This is a genomic window from Pseudomonas viridiflava (genome assembly GCF_003702045.1).
Taxonomy (GTDB): Bacteria; Pseudomonadota; Gammaproteobacteria; order Pseudomonadales; family Pseudomonadaceae; genus Aquipseudomonas; species Aquipseudomonas viridiflava_C.
The window spans coordinates 18091-33234 of record NZ_RBTP01000054.1; the positions used below are offsets into that span (position 1 = coordinate 18091).

12 protein-coding genes are annotated in these 15144 nt (G+C 59.9%); 8 read left to right on the forward strand and 4 right to left on the reverse strand.

Annotation, left to right across the window (positions count from 1 at the left end):
• Window position 1 precedes the first annotated feature (1 nt).
• On the reverse strand, window positions 2-1738 hold the full coding sequence (argS, locus tag ALP40_RS16720) for an arginine--tRNA ligase (protein WP_122209338.1): 1737 nt from the start codon (window positions 1736-1738) through the stop codon (window positions 2-4).
• 127 nt (window positions 1739-1865) lie between these two features.
• Complete coding sequence (locus tag ALP40_RS16725; RefSeq protein WP_122209339.1) at window positions 1866-4085, reverse strand: primosomal protein N'; 2220 nt, start codon at window positions 4083-4085, stop codon at window positions 1866-1868.
• A gap of 165 nt (window positions 4086-4250) precedes the next feature.
• On the opposite strand from ALP40_RS16725, the gene rpmE reads away from it, so the two are divergent.
• The 3 genes from rpmE to ALP40_RS16740 all read left to right on the forward strand — a co-directional run bounded on the left by rpmE (window position 4251) and on the right by ALP40_RS16740 (window position 6732).
• Window positions 4251-4472 carry a 50S ribosomal protein L31 gene (rpmE, locus tag ALP40_RS16730; RefSeq protein ID WP_024686334.1) on the forward strand — a complete coding sequence of 74 codons (222 nt, stop codon included), beginning with the start codon at window positions 4251-4253 and terminating at the stop codon, window positions 4470-4472.
• A gap of 13 nt (window positions 4473-4485) precedes the next feature.
• Entirely contained in the window at window positions 4486-5280 is a 795-nt protein-coding gene (locus ALP40_RS16735) for a thermonuclease family protein (RefSeq protein WP_122209340.1), read from the forward strand.
• Between the two features lie 183 nt (window positions 5281-5463).
• On the forward strand, window positions 5464-6732 hold the full coding sequence (locus ALP40_RS16740) for a malic enzyme-like NAD(P)-binding protein (RefSeq protein ID WP_122209341.1): 1269 nt from the start codon (window positions 5464-5466) through the stop codon (window positions 6730-6732).
• 74 nt (window positions 6733-6806) lie between these two features.
• Here ALP40_RS16740 and ALP40_RS16745 read toward each other — a convergent pair whose 3' ends face one another.
• The gene (locus ALP40_RS16745; RefSeq protein WP_122209342.1) at window positions 6807-7262 is read right to left on the reverse strand and encodes a YkgJ family cysteine cluster protein; all 456 of its coding nucleotides are present in this window, start codon (window positions 7260-7262) and stop codon (window positions 6807-6809) included.
• A gap of 292 nt (window positions 7263-7554) precedes the next feature.
• On the reverse strand, window positions 7555-9996 hold the full coding sequence (locus ALP40_RS16750) for a penicillin-binding protein 1A (protein ID WP_375140024.1): 2442 nt from the start codon (window positions 9994-9996) through the stop codon (window positions 7555-7557).
• Between the two features lie 209 nt (window positions 9997-10205).
• Between ALP40_RS16750 and ALP40_RS16755 the strand changes: the two genes are divergently transcribed.
• Genes ALP40_RS16755 through pilQ form a run of 5 tightly spaced genes read left to right on the forward strand, consistent with a single transcriptional unit; the run spans window position 10206 to window position 15142 of the window.
• Window positions 10206-11270 carry a pilus assembly protein PilM gene (locus ALP40_RS16755; RefSeq protein ID WP_122209344.1) on the forward strand — a complete coding sequence of 355 codons (1065 nt, stop codon included), beginning with the start codon at window positions 10206-10208 and terminating at the stop codon, window positions 11268-11270.
• On the forward strand, window positions 11270-11845 hold the full coding sequence (locus tag ALP40_RS16760; RefSeq protein ID WP_122209345.1) for a PilN domain-containing protein: 576 nt from the start codon (window positions 11270-11272) through the stop codon (window positions 11843-11845). The genes ALP40_RS16755 and ALP40_RS16760 overlap by 1 nt, the downstream gene beginning before the upstream one ends.
• Window positions 11842-12465 (forward strand): type 4a pilus biogenesis protein PilO, encoded by a 624-nt coding sequence (pilO, locus tag ALP40_RS16765; RefSeq protein WP_122209346.1) that lies wholly within the window; start codon window positions 11842-11844, stop codon window positions 12463-12465. Before ALP40_RS16760 ends, pilO begins: the two co-directional genes overlap by 4 nt.
• Window positions 12462-12989, forward strand: a complete 528-nt coding sequence (locus ALP40_RS16770) for a pilus assembly protein PilP (protein ID WP_122209347.1) — start codon at window positions 12462-12464, stop codon at window positions 12987-12989. The genes pilO and ALP40_RS16770 overlap by 4 nt, the downstream gene beginning before the upstream one ends.
• Window positions 12990-13036: 47 nt before the next feature.
• Window positions 13037-15142, forward strand: coding sequence for a type IV pilus secretin PilQ (gene pilQ, locus ALP40_RS16775; protein WP_183136055.1), 2106 nt, complete (start codon window positions 13037-13039; stop codon window positions 15140-15142).
• The last annotated feature ends 2 nt before the right edge of the window (window positions 15143-15144 follow it).

Below are 15144 nucleotides of genomic sequence, written 5' to 3' on the forward strand. Positions count from 1 at the left end.
CTTACATACGCTCCAGAGTTTCCAGACCCAACAGATCCAGGCCTTGCTTGAGGGTGCGACCGGTCAGAGCAGCCAGACGCAGGCGGCTTTGTTGCTGATCGGGGTTTTCTGCACCGAGGATCGGGCAGTTTTCGTAAAAGCTTGAAAACAGACCCGCAAGGTCATACAGGTAAGCACATAGAACGTGAGGTGTACCTTTTTCTGCGACGTTGTTAAGGGTTTCGGTGAATTGCGCCAGGCGTGCAGCCAGTTCCTGTTCTTGTGGCGCCTGCAGCACGATTTGGCCCTTGCTGGCATCGAACGGCGAACCCAGCTTGCGGAACACGCCGGATACGCGGGTGTAGGCGTACAGCAGGTATGGCGCGGTATTGCCTTCGAAGCTCAGCATCTGGTCGAAGTTAAAGCTGTAATCGCTGGTGCGGTGCTTGGACAGGTCGGCGTATTTCACTGCGCTGATGCCCACCGCCTTGGCAATGCTGCGCAATTCGGCTTCTGCCACATCGGGATTCTTTTCCTTCACCAGCGTGTAGGCGCGCTCTTCGGCTTCATCGAGCAGGTCGATCAATTTCACCGTGCCGCCGTCGCGGGTCTTGAACGGACGGCCATCAGCGCCGTTCATGGTGCCAAAGCCCATGTGTTCCAGCTGCATGCCTTCATGGACGAAGCCTGCACGGCGTGCCACCTCGAAGACTTGCTGGAAGTGCAGGGCCTGACGCTGATCGACGAAATAAAGCACACGATCAGCCTTGAGCACCTTGCTGCGATAGCGGATGGCGGCCAGGTCCGTTGTGGCATACAGATAGCCACCACCGGCCTTTTGCACGATCACCGGCAAGGGCGTGTCTTCGGCCGTGCGGAATTCTTCGAGGAACACGCACTGTGCGCCGTTGCTCTCCACCAGCAGGCCCGTGGCCTTGAGGTCGTTGACCACATTGGCCAGGTCGTCGTTGTAGGCGCTTTCGCCCATGACGTCCGCTGGCGTCAGCTTGACGTTCAGGCGCTCGTAGGTCTTTTGGCAGTGCGACAGCGAAATCTCGTTAAAGCGCTTCCACAGCGCCAGGCACTCGGCATCGCCTGCCTGCAACTTGACCACCAGCGCACGAGCGCGCTCGGCGAACTCTTCGGATTCGTCGAAACGCTGCTTGGCGGCGCGGTAGAAGTTTTCCAGGTCAGACAGTTCGTCGCTGGTAGCGGGCTTTTCCTGAAGGTACGCCAGCAGCATGCCGAACTGCGTCCCCCAGTCACCCACGTGGTTCTGGCGAATAACGGTGTCGCCGAGGAAGTCCAGAACATTGGCCACGCCGTCACCAATGATGGTCGAGCGCAAATGGCCAACGTGCATTTCCTTGGCCAGGTTGGGTGCCGACAGGTCGACTACCACACGCTGCGCCGGGCCGGCCTTGCGCACTGAAAGCTGCGGGTCCGCCAGGGCTGCGTCCAGGCGTGCCGCGAGGGCTTGGGTGTTCTGGAAGAAATTCAGAAAGCCAGGGCCTGCAATTTCGACCTTGCTGACCTGTTCGTCGGCAGGCAGCGCGGCGATCAGTTTTTCAGCCAGGTCCCGCGGTTTCATACCGGCCGGCTTGGCCAGCATCATCGCGATGTTGCTGGCGAAATCGCCGTGGGTCTTGTCGCGAGCGTTCTCTACCTGGATCGCCGGCGTCAGCCCTTCTGGCAAGACGCCCTCGGTGACGAGACGGGTCAGGGCTTGTTGAATCAGCTGGCGAATGGTGTCTTTCATGATGCTCTCTTCGACCGCAAGCGCGGTGGCGCCTGGATGCGCGGGTGGAAAAACTCTGCATTATCCGTTGCTCAAGCCGCCTTGCCAACCGTGTTGGTTTGTAGGAGCGGTGTTTGTGCAGGCTGGGTCAATAAAGATCCACCGGGTCCACGTCCAGCGACCACCGGACCTGTCTGCCGCTTGGCATCTGTTCCAAGGCGATTAGCCACTGGCTCAGCAATTTATGCAGGGGTGCGCGGGCGCTCGATTGCAACAGTAACTGGGCGCGGTAACGTCCGGCACGGCGCTCCATCGGCGCTGGTACTGGCCCCAGCAGCTCGATACCGCCAAGGCTCATGTCCGCCAGCAGTCGCTCCGCTTCACTGCAGGCCTGATCAAGAAATTCTTCAGCTTGCCCCGGCTTGTGCGCTTCGGCGCGCAGCAATGCCAAGTGCGAGAACGGCGGCAGTCCGGCGGAGCGACGTTCGCTCAAGGCCTGTTCGGCGAAGGCAAAATAGCCCTGCTCGGTGAGCTGGATCAGCAGGGGGTGATCGGCCAGGTGCGTTTGAATGATCACCTTGCCCGGCTCTTCCGCCCGACCAGCACGTCCGGCGACCTGGACAATCAACTGCGCCATGCGCTCGCTGGCGCGGAAATCGCCTGAGAACAGCCCGCCGTCGGCATCCAGAATGGACACCAGCGTCACGCGGGGAAAGTGATGTCCTTTGGCGAGCATCTGTGTGCCCACTAGGATGCATGGCTGGCCGCGCTGGATGGTCGCGAACAACTGGTTCATCGCATCCTTGCGCGAGGTGCTGTCACGATCCACCCGCAGCACGGGGTAATCCGGAAACAGAATCGCCAGTCGCTCTTCGGCCCGCTCGGTGCCCGCGCCAACCGGTCGCAGATCCACCTTGCCGCAGGACGGGCACTGACGCGGCACCCTTTCGACATACCCGCAGTGGTGGCAGCGCAGCTCGCCCGAGCGCTGGTGTACGGTCATGCGCGCATCACAGCGCTGGCAGCCGGACATCCAGCCGCAGTCGTGACACAGCAATGTCGGCGCGAAACCGCGTCGGTTAAGGAACACTAGCACTTGCTGGCCTGCCGCCAGCGTCTGGCCAATGGCCTGTTGCATCGGTCCGGAAATGCCGCTGTCCAGCGGACGACTCTTCACGTCCAGGCGCATGAAGCGCGGCTGCTGCGCCCCACCGGCCCGCTGATTCAGACGCAGCAGGCCGTAACGGCCGGTGTAGGCGTTGTGCAGACTTTCCAGCGACGGGGTGGCCGAGCCCAGCACGATCGGGATGTTTTCCTGACGGGCGCGCACTAGCGCCAAGTCGCGGGCGTGATAGCGAAGACCTTCCTGCTGTTTATAGGAGCCATCGTGTTCTTCGTCGATGATGATCAGGCCCGGGTTTTTCATGGGCGTGAACAGCGCCGAGCGGGTGCCAATGATGATGTCGGCTTCGCCATCGCGCGCCGCCAGCCAGGCGTCCAGTCGCTCACGGTCGTTGACTGCCGAATGCACGAGGGCAATGCGCGCATTGAACCGCTGTTCGAAGCGCGCCAGGGTCTGCGGCCCCAGGTTGATCTCCGGGATCAGCACCAACGCCTGCTTGCCCGCTTCCAGCGTCTCGCGGATCAGTTGCAGATAAACTTCGGTCTTGCCGCTGCCCGTGACACCCGCCAGCAGAAACGCATGAAAACTGTCGAACCCGGCGCGGATGGCTTCATAGGCGGCGCGCTGTTCGGTGTTGAGCGGCAGCTCCGGCTGGGCCAGCCAGTGTTCATGTCGTGCGCTGGGTGCATGGCTGCGCACTTCGACATACACCAGCTCCTTGGCCAGCAGCAGGTTGAGGCTGTCCTTATTAAGCATCAACTTGCTGAGCAGTTGATGGGCCACGCCGTGTGGGTGCTGGGCGAGGGTGGTCAACGCTTCGCGCTGCTTGGGCGCGCGGGCGATGCGCGAGTCATCGACACTCGCACCGGGCGATACGTGCCAGAAACGCTCCTGACGGGTTTCGGCCAGTTCGCCCTGGCGCAGCAGCACCGGCAACGCCCAGCTCAACGTGTCGCCCAAGCTGTGCTGATAATACTGAGACGTCCACAGGCATAACTTGAAGAGCGCGGGAGGCAGTGGTGCCTGGCTGTCCAGCAGCGCAATCGCGGGTTTCAATTTGTCGGCAGGGACTTCGCTGTGGTCCACGACCTCGACCAGAATGCCGATCATCTCCCGCCGCCCGAAGGGCACCCGCAGGCGCATGCCGGGCTGCAAGGCACTGCGCGACACGCCAGCGGGGGCGCGGTAGTCGAACAGGCGGCGAAGCGGCGAGGGCAGGGCAAGGCGCAGGATGGCGTTGGGCACGCGGTGTGTTCCTGTGGAGGTCGTGAGCGATGGGCGATCTTAGCAGACGACCGGTGCAAAGGTTCGCTTGCGTCGTTTTGATTGTCTGATACTATCCACGGCCTATTTCCGTGCGGTATTCAACAATAGTGTTGGGTGGCGGCACGCTAGACCGAGGAAGTACCGATGAAAGCTGATATCCATCCAGTTTACGAAGCCATTGACGCTACCTGCAGCTGCGGCAATGTCATCAAGACCCGTTCCACTCTCGCCGCTCCTCTGAGCCTCGACGTGTGCAACGAGTGCCACCCGTTCTACACCGGCAAGCAGAAGACGCTTGACATCGGCGGCCGTGTCGACAAGTTCAAATCCCGTTTCGGTGCGTTCGGCGCAACCAAAGCGAAGTAAGACTGGCTGCCTGATGGGCATCTCCAGACTGCTTGAAAAGGCGCCCCTTGTGGGCGTCTTTTTTATGTCCGCGATTTGGCTGTCCGGCGCCCAGGCATTCTGCCCTGCGCCGGACGGTCTGCCCGTCGTGCAGGTGCAGCGCGTGGTGGATGGCGACACCTTGCGTCTGGACGACGGTCGCAGCGTGCGGATGATCGGCCTCAATACGCCTGAAACCGGCAAGCGCGGCCAGTCTGCCGAGCCGTTTGCCGAGGCGGGCAAGCAACGTTTGCAGGCGCTGGTCAAAGAGAGCGGCGGTCAGGTTCGCCTGCAGGTCGGTGAGCAGGCCAAGGATCGCTACGGGCGCACCCTGGCCAATGTCTACGGCCGTAACGGTGCCAATCTTGAAGCGCAGTTGCTCAGCGAAGGGCTGGGTTATCTGGTTGCCGTCGCGCCCAACACGGCGCGGGTCGATTGCCAGCAGAGTGCCGAACGTCAGGCGCGTCAGGCGGGAGTGGGTCTGTGGCGCAACTCGCCGATAAAGTCGGCTGCGCAGATCGACAAAGGCGGTTTTGCGGTGGTGTCCGGCCAGGTGAAAAGCGTCCAGCGCAATCGGGGCGGTCTCTGGATCGAGCTTGAGGGTTCGATGGTCCTGCGTATATCACCCGAGTTGCTGCCTGCCTTCGATGCGGCGAAGCTCGAACGACTCAAAGGGCGACAAATTGAAGCACGAGGCTGGGTGGTGGACCGTTCCCGACGCGGTGGTCTACAGTCAGGACAGGCTCGCTGGCTGATGCCGCTGACCCACCCGGCCATGCTCAACCTCTAGGCACCGCCTGTCTTTCCGGCTCTTTCGACGAGTGGTTGGGCTTTCTGTATCGCCAGTGCCTTAGCGTAAAGTCTAATTTCTCGCCCCTTGACAGCAGTGACTGGTCAGTCTTGTTAGGACTATGCATCTTGCGTATCCTCGGCGGTCCGTCTGTCCCACAGTAAAAAAAGCGGAATCCACTACATGTCAGATTTGAAAACTGCCGCGCTCGAGTACCATGCCAATCCCCGTCCTGGGAAGCTGAGCGTAGAACTCACCAAGCCGACCGCAACCGCTCGTGACCTGGCTTTGGCCTACAGTCCTGGTGTTGCTGAACCCGTGCGTGAAATTGCCCGTGACCCCGAGCTGGCTTACAAGTACACCGGCAAAGGCAACCTGGTAGCAGTTATTTCCGATGGCACCGCAATTCTCGGCCTCGGCGATCTGGGTCCATTGGCCTCCAAGCCGGTCATGGAAGGTAAAGGGGTTCTGTTCAAGCGTTTCGCCGGTATCGACGTGTTCGACATCGAAGTCGATTCCGAGAGCCCGCAGGCTTTCATCGACACCGTAAAGCGCATTTCGATTACCTTCGGCGGTATCAACCTGGAAGACATCAAGGCGCCCGAGTGCTTTGAAATCGAGAAAGCGCTGATCGAACAGTGCGACATCCCGGTTTTCCACGATGACCAGCACGGCACCGCTATCGTGACCGCGGCCGGCATGATCAACGCGCTGGAAATCGTCGGCAAATCCCTCGATACCGCGAAAATCGTTTGCCTGGGCGCGGGCGCTGCCGCCATCTCATGCATGAAGCTGCTGGTGAGCATGGGCGCGAAGATCGAAAACATCTTCATGGTTGACCGTACCGGCGTGATTCACTCCGGCCGTACCGACCTGAACCAGTACAAGGCTGTCTTTGCACACGCCACCGACAAGCGCACCCTGACTGACGCGCTGGATGGTGCTGACGTATTCGTGGGCCTGTCCGGTCCTAACCTGCTGAGCCCGGAAAACCTGAAGCTGATGGCCAAGGATCCGATCGTGTTCGCCTGCTCGAACCCTGATCCTGAAATCTCCCCGGAACTGGCTCACGCCACTCGCAGCGACGTGATCATGGCCACTGGCCGTTCGGACTACCCGAACCAGGTCAACAACGTACTGGGCTTCCCGTTCATCTTCCGTGGTGCCCTGGACGTTCGCGCCAAGCGCATCAACGAAGAAATGAAGATCGCCGCCGCCAACGCTCTGCGCGAACTGGCCAAGCTGCCTGTTCCTCAGGAAGTCTGCGACGCCTACGGTGGTATCAAACTGGAATTCGGTCGTGAGTACATCATCCCGAAACCAATGGATACCCGCCTGCTGGGCCTGATCGCCGACGCGGTCGCCAAGGCTGCCATCGAAAGTGGCGTCGCTACGCTGCCGTATCCGAAGCACTACCCGCTCACCAGCGTGGACGATGTATTCAAGGGTTGATTCCCTGAGGCAATAAAAAACCCGCAGCGATGCGGGTTTTTTTATGGTTCGGTTTTCTGTGCTGGCGTGATCGTTCAGAACTTGGGGACGGGCGCGCTGGTGGCATTTCGCAGGGAACCGCTTTCCGGGCGCACGACCGCCTTGGGCTTGTACGCGCAATAGCCGGGGCGCGGGCCGATCTTCGGATGGTTGCGGCAGGTGTCAGGACGCTTGTCGTAGATGGTACACAAGCGGCTCTTGCGATCCAGGTACAGGCAGTCGTTGTTGCTCATGCGCTGCAAGGTGAAGATCTCGGACTTCTGGTTGTAGCGCTCGACGATCCCTTCCTTCTGCAACCGCTTGGCAATGTTCTTTGCAGGCTCGCCCCGTTCAAAGTCGTCGACGATGCCGATACGGATCAAGTCCTTGATCTTCACTTCGACCGGCAGCGTGCAGCAGCTGGAGACGCAGCCACCGCACATGTGGCTGGAGTATTTAGCCCAGGTATCGATGCGATCGAGTTCTGCGGCGGCGATCAAGGTGGGTTTCATTTGAATTCAGACTTCCGGGTGAATCGGGCGCGCGATCATACCGGGCTCGAAGGATTTTCAGTAAGTAAAACTTGTCGAGGCGACTGTCGGTCGTGCGGGGATGCGTTACGGACGGCAGCCCAAGCGGCGTTCCGTTTGTCCGCGAAAGTTGGTACATCTCATAAAAATGTAGCGTATGAAACACTGCATTCACGGACAAGTCTGCTCCCACTCTAGGGGCGCATTCCTTCAGGCAGACTTGTATATAAGCGCGGAGCGCGATCTATATGCGCTCCGCGTCCCTTTCAGTGCATCAGAACAAGTCGATCGGGGCCGACTCATCCGCTGGCAGCGGGCTGCCGGGGGCACTGCCGCCGCCCAGCTCGTTGACGCTTGGCGGCGTGTCCTCGCTTTTGAACAGTTCGAAAAATGCGTTCGGCGTGCTCGGTGTTGCTGCTCGGCCGCTCACCGGGTCCACCCGCAGGCTGAGGATGCCATCCGGTTCGGCCTGCTGATGCGGCGGTTTGTCTTTCAAGGCCGCGCTCATGTAGTCCATCCAGATCGGCAGAGAAACCGTGCCGCCGAATTCATGGCGCCCCAGGCTTTCCGGCTGGTCGAAACCGCTCCAGACCGTGGTCACGTAATCGGCGTTGTAGCCCGAAAACCACGCATCCTTGGATTCGTTGGTCGTACCCGTCTTGCCCGCGATGTCAGGCCTGTTCATCGACAGCGCACGGCGTCCGGTGCCGCGCTTGATCACGTCCTGCAACATGCTGTTAAGGATGAAGGTCGTGCGGCTGTCGACGATGCGTTCTGCCACGGCCGGGGTCTGAGGATTGGCAGGTGCGGTTGACGATCCAGTCGTCAGCCCCGGGCTGTCGTGTACCGCAAAGGTCGAGGTGTCCGGAGCGGTCTTGACGTCGTGGGCCGGTACGCTCGGTGGGTTGGCGGCGAACAGCGTCTGGCCGTCACGGTTTTCGATGGTCTGGATCAGGTAAGGACTGACCTTGTAGCCGCCGTTGGCGAACGCACTCCAGCCTGTGGCGATTTCCATCGGTGTCAGTGTTGCCGTGCCCAGGGCCAGCGACAGGTTGCGCGGCAGGTCCTGCTTGGCGAAGCCGAAGCGGGTGATGTAGTCAATGGTGCTGTCTACGCCCAAAGCTTGCAGCAGACGGATCGAAACCAGGTTGCGCGACTTGTAGAGCGCTTCACGCAGACGGATGGGGCCGAGGAACGTGTTGGTGTCGTTTTTTGGACGCCAGACCTTATCCAGGTATTCATCGACGAACACGATAGGCGCATCGTTCACCAGGCTTGAAGCGGTGTAGCCATTGTCCAGTGCAGCACTGTAGATGAAAGGCTTGAAGCTGGAGCCCGGCTGACGCTTGGCCTGCATGGCGCGGTTGTAGTTGCTCTGCTCGAACGCGAAACCGCCCACCAGTGCACGAATGGCACCGTTCTGCGGATCCAGCGACACGAGTGCGCTCTGCGCGACGGGAATTTGACTGAATTTGAGAGCGCCGTCGTCCTGACGCAGCAGGCGAACCAGATCACCGACCTTCGCGACGTCGCCAGGCTGCTTGGGATTGGCGCCCAGGCTGTTGGTGTTCAGGTAAGGGCGGGCCCATTTCATGGTGCTCCATTCGACCGTTTCTTCCTGTTCGCCGTTGCGAGTCAGAACCTTCAGGCCGGTCTTGTCGACCTGCGTCACGATGCCGGGCTCAAGGCCGTTGATCGTGCGTTGTTTGGTCAGCTCCTGAATCCAGTTGGCGCGGGTCATGCCAGGGAATCGGCTTTCCGGACCGCGATAGCCGTGACGCTGGTCATAGTCGATCAGGCCACGCTGGACCGCCTTGTTGGCGTCTTCCTGCAGGCCGCTCGGAACGGTCGTGGTAACCCGGAAACCCTCGGTGTAGGCCTCGCTGCCATAGCGCCCGACCATTTCGGCGCGGGCCATTTCAGCGATGTAAGGCGCGTTAACTTCAGGCGTAGGCACGTGGTAGCTGGCGTTCAATGGCTCGCTCAGAGCGGCCTGGTAGGCAGTCTGATCGATCTTGCCCAGACGGTACATGCGGCCCAGGATCCAGTCGCGGCGTTCCTTGGCACGGGTCGGGTTGGCGAGTGGGTTGAAACGTGACGGTGCCTTCGGCAAACCGGCAATCATGGCCATTTGCGCAAGGCTTACATCGCGAATCGATTTGCCGTAGTAGACTTGCGCCGCCGCCTCGATGCCATAGGCCCGGTTGCCCAGATAAATCTTGTTGACGTACAGCTCGAGGATCTCGTCCTTGGTCAGTTGGCGCTCGATTTGCAAGGCAAGCAGAATCTCGGTGGTTTTACGTGAAAAACTTCTTTCGCTGGTCAGGAAAAAGTTCTTCGCCACCTGCATCGTGATGGTACTACCGCCCGATTGAATGTGGCCGCTCTTCACCAGTTGTGTGGCGGCACGCATCAGGCTGCTTGGGTCGACACCGTAGTGATTGGCGAAATTGTCATCTTCGGCCGATAGCAGGGCGTTGATGAAATTGGGCGGTATCTCGGCAAAGCGAATGGGCGTTCGGCGCATCTCGCCGAATTCGGCGATCAGCTTGCCGTCGCTGCTGTACACGCGCAGGGGAATTTGCAGTTGGATGCTTCGCAGCGCCTCAACGGATGGCAGATTGGGGCTCAGATAAAGGAACGCGCCGCTCAGGCCGAGCAGCAGCGAGCAGAATACCGCGACGAGAGACCACCAGAAAAACTTCAGCAGGCGTATCAAGGCTTTTGGATTTCCAGAAAAAATAATGGGTTAAGCGCAGGCATTTACAAATGAACACGCCTTGAAGCTTTCTCAAATGAAAAAAACGCTGGGCATTATAAGCATTTTTCGTCCCCAAGCGTGATTTGCGCTACTGTCAAGGCTGTTGGCAGTGACGCTGACCCGAAATAACTCCGTAAGTGACGGAAACTCATAGGAATCAGGTTGTGTTCGAACTCTTCGGTAAGAAGGCCAATACCCTTCTAGGGATCGATATTAGCTCCACCTCGGTAAAGCTCCTTGAATTGAGTCGCTCCGGAAACCGCTACAAAGTCGAGTCTTACGCTGTTGAGCCGCTGCCGGCCAATGCCGTCGTCGAAAAGAACATTGCCGAACTCGAAGGGGTTGGCCAGGCGCTCTCACGCGTGATCGTCAAGGCCAAGACCAGCGTCAGAATAGTGGCGGTCGCGGTCGCAGGGTCTGCCGTCATTACCAAGACCATCGAAATGGATGCCGGTCTTTCAGACGACGACATGGAAAATCAGCTCAAGCTTGAGGCTGACCAGTACATTCCTTATCCCCTTGAAGAAGTCGCCATCGATTTCGAGGTGCAGGGCTATTCGGTGCGCAATCCTGAGCGCGTCGAAGTGCTGCTCGCCGCGTGCCGCAAGGAAAACGTCGAGGTGCGCGAGGCTGCGCTGGCGCTGGCCGGGCTGACCGCACGGGTCGTCGACGTCGAAGCGTATGCGCTGGAGCGCTCCTTCGGGCTCTTGACCGCGCAGTTGGGCAATGGCCACGATGAGCTGACCGTTGCAGTCGTCGACATCGGCGCAACCATGACCACCCTGAGCGTTCTGCACCACGGCCGGATCATCTATACCCGCGAACAGCTGTTCGGCGGACGGCAACTGACTGACGAGATCCAGCGCCGCTACGGCCTGTCGATGGAAGAAGCCGGGCTTGCCAAGAAGCAGGGCGGTCTGCCGGACGATTACGTGAGTGAAGTGCTGGAGCCTTTCAAGGAAGCCTTGGTGCAGCAGGTATCGCGTTCCCTTCAGTTCTTTTTTGCGGCAGGTCAGTACAACGCAGTGGATCACATCATGCTCGCAGGCGGTACGGCCTCCATTTCCGGTCTGGAGCATCTGATCCAGCGCCGCCTTGGCACGCCTACCCAGGTCGCCAACCCGTTTGCCGACATGGCCTTAAGTTCCAAGGTCAACGCTGGCGCGCTGGCCAGTGATGCGCCAGCGCTGATGATCGCGTGCGGTCTTGCTTTGAGGAGCTTCGACTGATGGCGCGGATCAACCTTTTACCCTGGCGTGAAGAGCTTCGCGAAGAGCGCAAAAAGCGTTTCCTGACTGCGCTGGTCTGCGTGTTGGTGGTGTCCGTGGGCATCCTGTTTCTGGTCGACCGTTACATCAGCTCGGCCATCGACAGTCAGTTGGCGCGTAATGCGTTCATGCAGAAAGAAATCGCGCAGCTTGACGTGCGCATCAAGGAAATCAGCGATCTGAAAGCCCGACGCAAGCAGTTGCTCGAGCGCATGAAGATCATCCAGGACTTGCAGGGCAACCGGCCGATCACCGGGCGCGTGTTCGACCAGCTTGCCCGCACCCTGCCGGACGGCGTCTATTTCTCGCAGGTCAAGATGACCGACAAGTTGATCGCGATCACTGGCGCGGCCGAGTCCAATAACAGGGTTTCCGATCTTATGCGTAACCTTGAAGCATCCGACTGGCTGGAAGCGCCAAGTCTTACCGAGGTCAAGGCGACCACGGCCGGTGCGGTCGATCAGGCGAATGTCTTTCAGTTGACGGTGCGCCAGACTCAGCCTCAGACCCCGGTTGCCGAAGGAGCCAAGCCATGAACATGAGCGAATGGCTGGAGGGGCTTCGCAAAGTCGAGCTCAACGAGCTCGATCTGAACAACCTGGGTTCATGGCCAGCGGCAGTCAAGGCGATTGCCGGCGTGCTGCTGGCGGTTCTGATTTTTGCGCTGGGCTATTTTCTGTTTATCCAGGATCTGGAAACCCAGCTGGACGCCGCGCAGGCCAGCGAGGTTTCGCTCAAGGAGCAGTTTTCCAACAAGGCATTCCAGGCTGCGAACCTTGAGCCCTACAAGAAGCAGATGGAAGAGATGGAAAACACGTTCGGCGCGCTGCTACGGCAACTGCCCAGCGACACCGAAGTGCCAGGCTTGCTGGAAGACATCACACGCACCGGACTGGGAAGCGGCCTTGAGTTCGAAGAGATCAAGCTGTTGCCCGAGGCGGTCCAGCAGTTCTACATCGAATTGCCGATACAGATCACAGTGGTCGGCGGGTATCACGACCTGGCGACGTTCGTCAGCGGCGTGGCGGGCCTGCCGCGGATCGTGACGCTGCACGACTTCGACATCAAACTGGCTGATCCCAAGGTCCCCGGCAAGTTGCGCATGAGCATTCTGGCCAAGACCTACCGCTATAACGATGAAGGACTGAAGAAATGAGGGTGGCGCGAGTGTTGTGCGTCAGTACCGTCCTGGTGGGGCTGGCCGGTTGCGGTGGCGGTGATGATTTCACCGATCTGAGCGAGTTCGTGACGCAGGCCCAGACGCGCCCTAGCGGCACCATTGAGCCCTTGCCCAAATTCCGGGCCTATGAAGCGTTCACGTATAACGCTGCCAGCCTGCGCAGCCCGTTTCAGCCTGCCGTCAAGGTGGATCAGCTCAATCGCCAGAAGGGCTCGCGCCTCGTGGCACCGGACGAAAATCGGGTCAGGCAGTTTCTGGAAGGCTTCAACATCGAATCGTTCGAGATGGTTGGCACCATCGGTAACGAGTCGGGCACCTTCGCGCTGCTGCGTGGGGCTGGAGGCGTATATCGTGTGAAAGCAGGTGATTATCTGGGCCGTAACAACGGACGGATCGTGTCGGTCAGCGATGGGCAGGTCGATGTCATTGAAATAGTTCCTGATGGAGAGGGGGCCTGGCTTGAAAGGCCGCGCAGCATCACCCTCAAAGAACGCTCATGAAGTGGGCAAGGCCAAGCATGTACAGCAGCGCACAACGGAAATTGATCATGACCCGGATTTTCTCGATTATCGGCGTATCGTTATGCATCGCGATGATGTCGCCGGTTCTCCAGGCGGCCAACCTGAAGACGCTCGACGTCGCGGCCCTGCCGGGTGACCGGATCGAGCTCAAACTTTCGTTCGACGCTCCGGTGCCCGCGCCGCGCGGCTACACCACCGAGCAGCCTGCGCGTATTGCGCTGGACTTGCCGGGCGTGACCAGCCAGCTCGCGACCAAAAGCCGCGACCTGGGAGCAGGCAACGCCCGCAGTGTGGTTGTGGTTCAGGCGCAGGATCGGACCCGGGTCATCATTAACCTGACGACACTCTCGCCCTACAGCTCAAGAGTCGACGGCAATAACCTGTTCGTGGTCATCGGCCAGGGAGCTGCCGCCGCGCAGGCCTCCCAGCCAAGCACGGCCAGGGGCGCCGCCCGGGTGGCTGTGCCGCCGCCTGTGCCTGCATCTGCCAGACCTTATGTACCTGCCGGCGCGAGAGGCATTCGCAATGTCGACTTCCAGCGCGGTGAGCTGGGCGAAGGCAACGTGGTCATCGACCTGAGCAATGCCGGTATCGCGGCAGACATTCAGGAGCAGGGCGGCAAGATCCGTGTCGACTTCGCCAAGACCCAGCTGCCCGAGCCGCTGCGTGTACGGCTCGACGTGAAAGACTTTGCCACCCCTGTGCAGTTCGTCAGCGCTACTGTGTCCGGCGACAAGGCCAGCATTTCCATCGAGCCGTCCGGTGCGTTCGACTACTCGGCGTTTCAGACCGAAAACAAGCTGACCATCAGCGTGCGCCCATTGACCAACGAGGACGTTGACCGTCGTGCCGCCGACAAGCCGGTCTACACCGGCGAGAAGCTTTCGCTCAATTTCCAGGACATCGACGTGCGTTCGGTGCTGCAACTGATCGCCGACTTCACCAACCTCAATCTGGTTGCCAGCGACACCGTTCAGGGCGGCATTACGCTGCGCCTGCAGAACGTGCCGTGGGATCAGGCGCTGGATCTGGTGCTCAAGACCAAAGGCCTGGACAAACGCAAGGTCGGTAGCGTGTTGCTGGTCGCGCCAGCTGACGAAATCGCTGCCCGTGAGCGTCAGGAGCTGGAGTCGCTCAAGCAGATCGCAGAGCTGGCCCCGTTGCGGCGCGAGCTGCTGCAGGTCAACTATGCCAAGGCTGCCGATATCGCCAAGCTGTTCCAGTCGGTGACCAGTGCCGAATCCAAGACGGACGAGCGCGGCTCCATCACCGTGGATGAGCGCACCAACAACATCATTGCCTACCAGACGCAGGACCGGCTCGACGAGCTGCGCCGCATCGTCTCGCAGCTGGATATTCCGGTGCGTCAGGTGATGATCGAGGCGCGAATCGTCGAAGCCAACGTGGATTACGACAAGGAAATCGGCGTGCGCTGGGGCGGTTCCAGCAACCTCAGCGGCAACAGCAAGTGGACGCCTTATGGGCTTGACAACAAAGGCGACGAGGCTGGCAATATCGGTTCCGCTACCGGCCCCAATGTTCCCTTCGTCGATCTGGGCGCTGCAAACGCTACCTCCGGTATCGGTCTGGGCTTCGTGACCAATAACACGCTGCTGGACCTTGAGCTGAGCGCGATGGAGAAAACCGGCAACGGTGAAATCGTCTCCCAGCCCAAAGTGGTCACCTCCGACAAGGAAACGGCGAAGATCCTCAAGGGCACGGAAATTCCTTATCAGGAATCCAGTTCCAGCGGTGCCACGACTGTGAGCTTTAAGGAGGCATCGCTGTCGCTGGAAGTCACCCCGCAGATCACCCCGGACAACCGCATCATCATGGAGGTCAAGGTCACCAAGGATGAACCTGACTACATCAACGCTGTGCTGGGTGTACCGCCGATCAAGAAAAACGAGGTCAACGCCAAGGTGCTGATTTCCGACGGCGAAACCATCGTGATCGGTGGTGTGTTCTCCAATACGCAAAGTAAAGTTGTAGAGAAAGTGCCATTTCTCGGTGATGTGCCGTATCTTGGCCGCCTTTTCAGGCGCGACGTGGTATCGGAGGCAAAATCCGAGCTGTTGGTATTTCTGACACCGCGTATCATGAACAACCAGGCGATTGCTGTGAGTCGTTGATT

Bases quoted from the DNA above. Each gene is read 5' to 3' on its own strand.
- ALP40_RS16760 (WP_122209345.1), top strand. From the start codon at position 11,270: ATGGCGCGGATCAACCTTTTACCCTGGCGTGAAGAGCTTCGCGAAGAG.
- ALP40_RS16740 (WP_122209341.1), top strand. From the start codon at position 5,464: ATGTCAGATTTGAAAACTGCCGCGCTCGAGTACCATGCCAATCCCCGT.
- ALP40_RS16735 (WP_122209340.1), top strand. From the start codon at position 4,486: ATGGGCATCTCCAGACTGCTTGAAAAGGCGCCCCTTGTGGGCGTCTTT.
- ALP40_RS16770 (WP_122209347.1), top strand. From the start codon at position 12,462: ATGAGGGTGGCGCGAGTGTTGTGCGTCAGTACCGTCCTGGTGGGGCTG.
- rpmE (WP_024686334.1), top strand. From the start codon at position 4,251: ATGAAAGCTGATATCCATCCAGTTTACGAAGCCATTGACGCTACCTGC.
- pilQ (WP_183136055.1), top strand. From the start codon at position 13,037: ATGACCCGGATTTTCTCGATTATCGGCGTATCGTTATGCATCGCGATG.
- argS (WP_122209338.1), bottom strand. From the start codon at position 1,738: ATGAAAGACACCATTCGCCAGCTGATTCAACAAGCCCTGACCCGTCTC.
- pilO (WP_122209346.1), top strand. From the start codon at position 11,842: ATGAACATGAGCGAATGGCTGGAGGGGCTTCGCAAAGTCGAGCTCAAC.
- ALP40_RS16745 (WP_122209342.1), bottom strand. From the start codon at position 7,262: ATGAAACCCACCTTGATCGCCGCCGCAGAACTCGATCGCATCGATACC.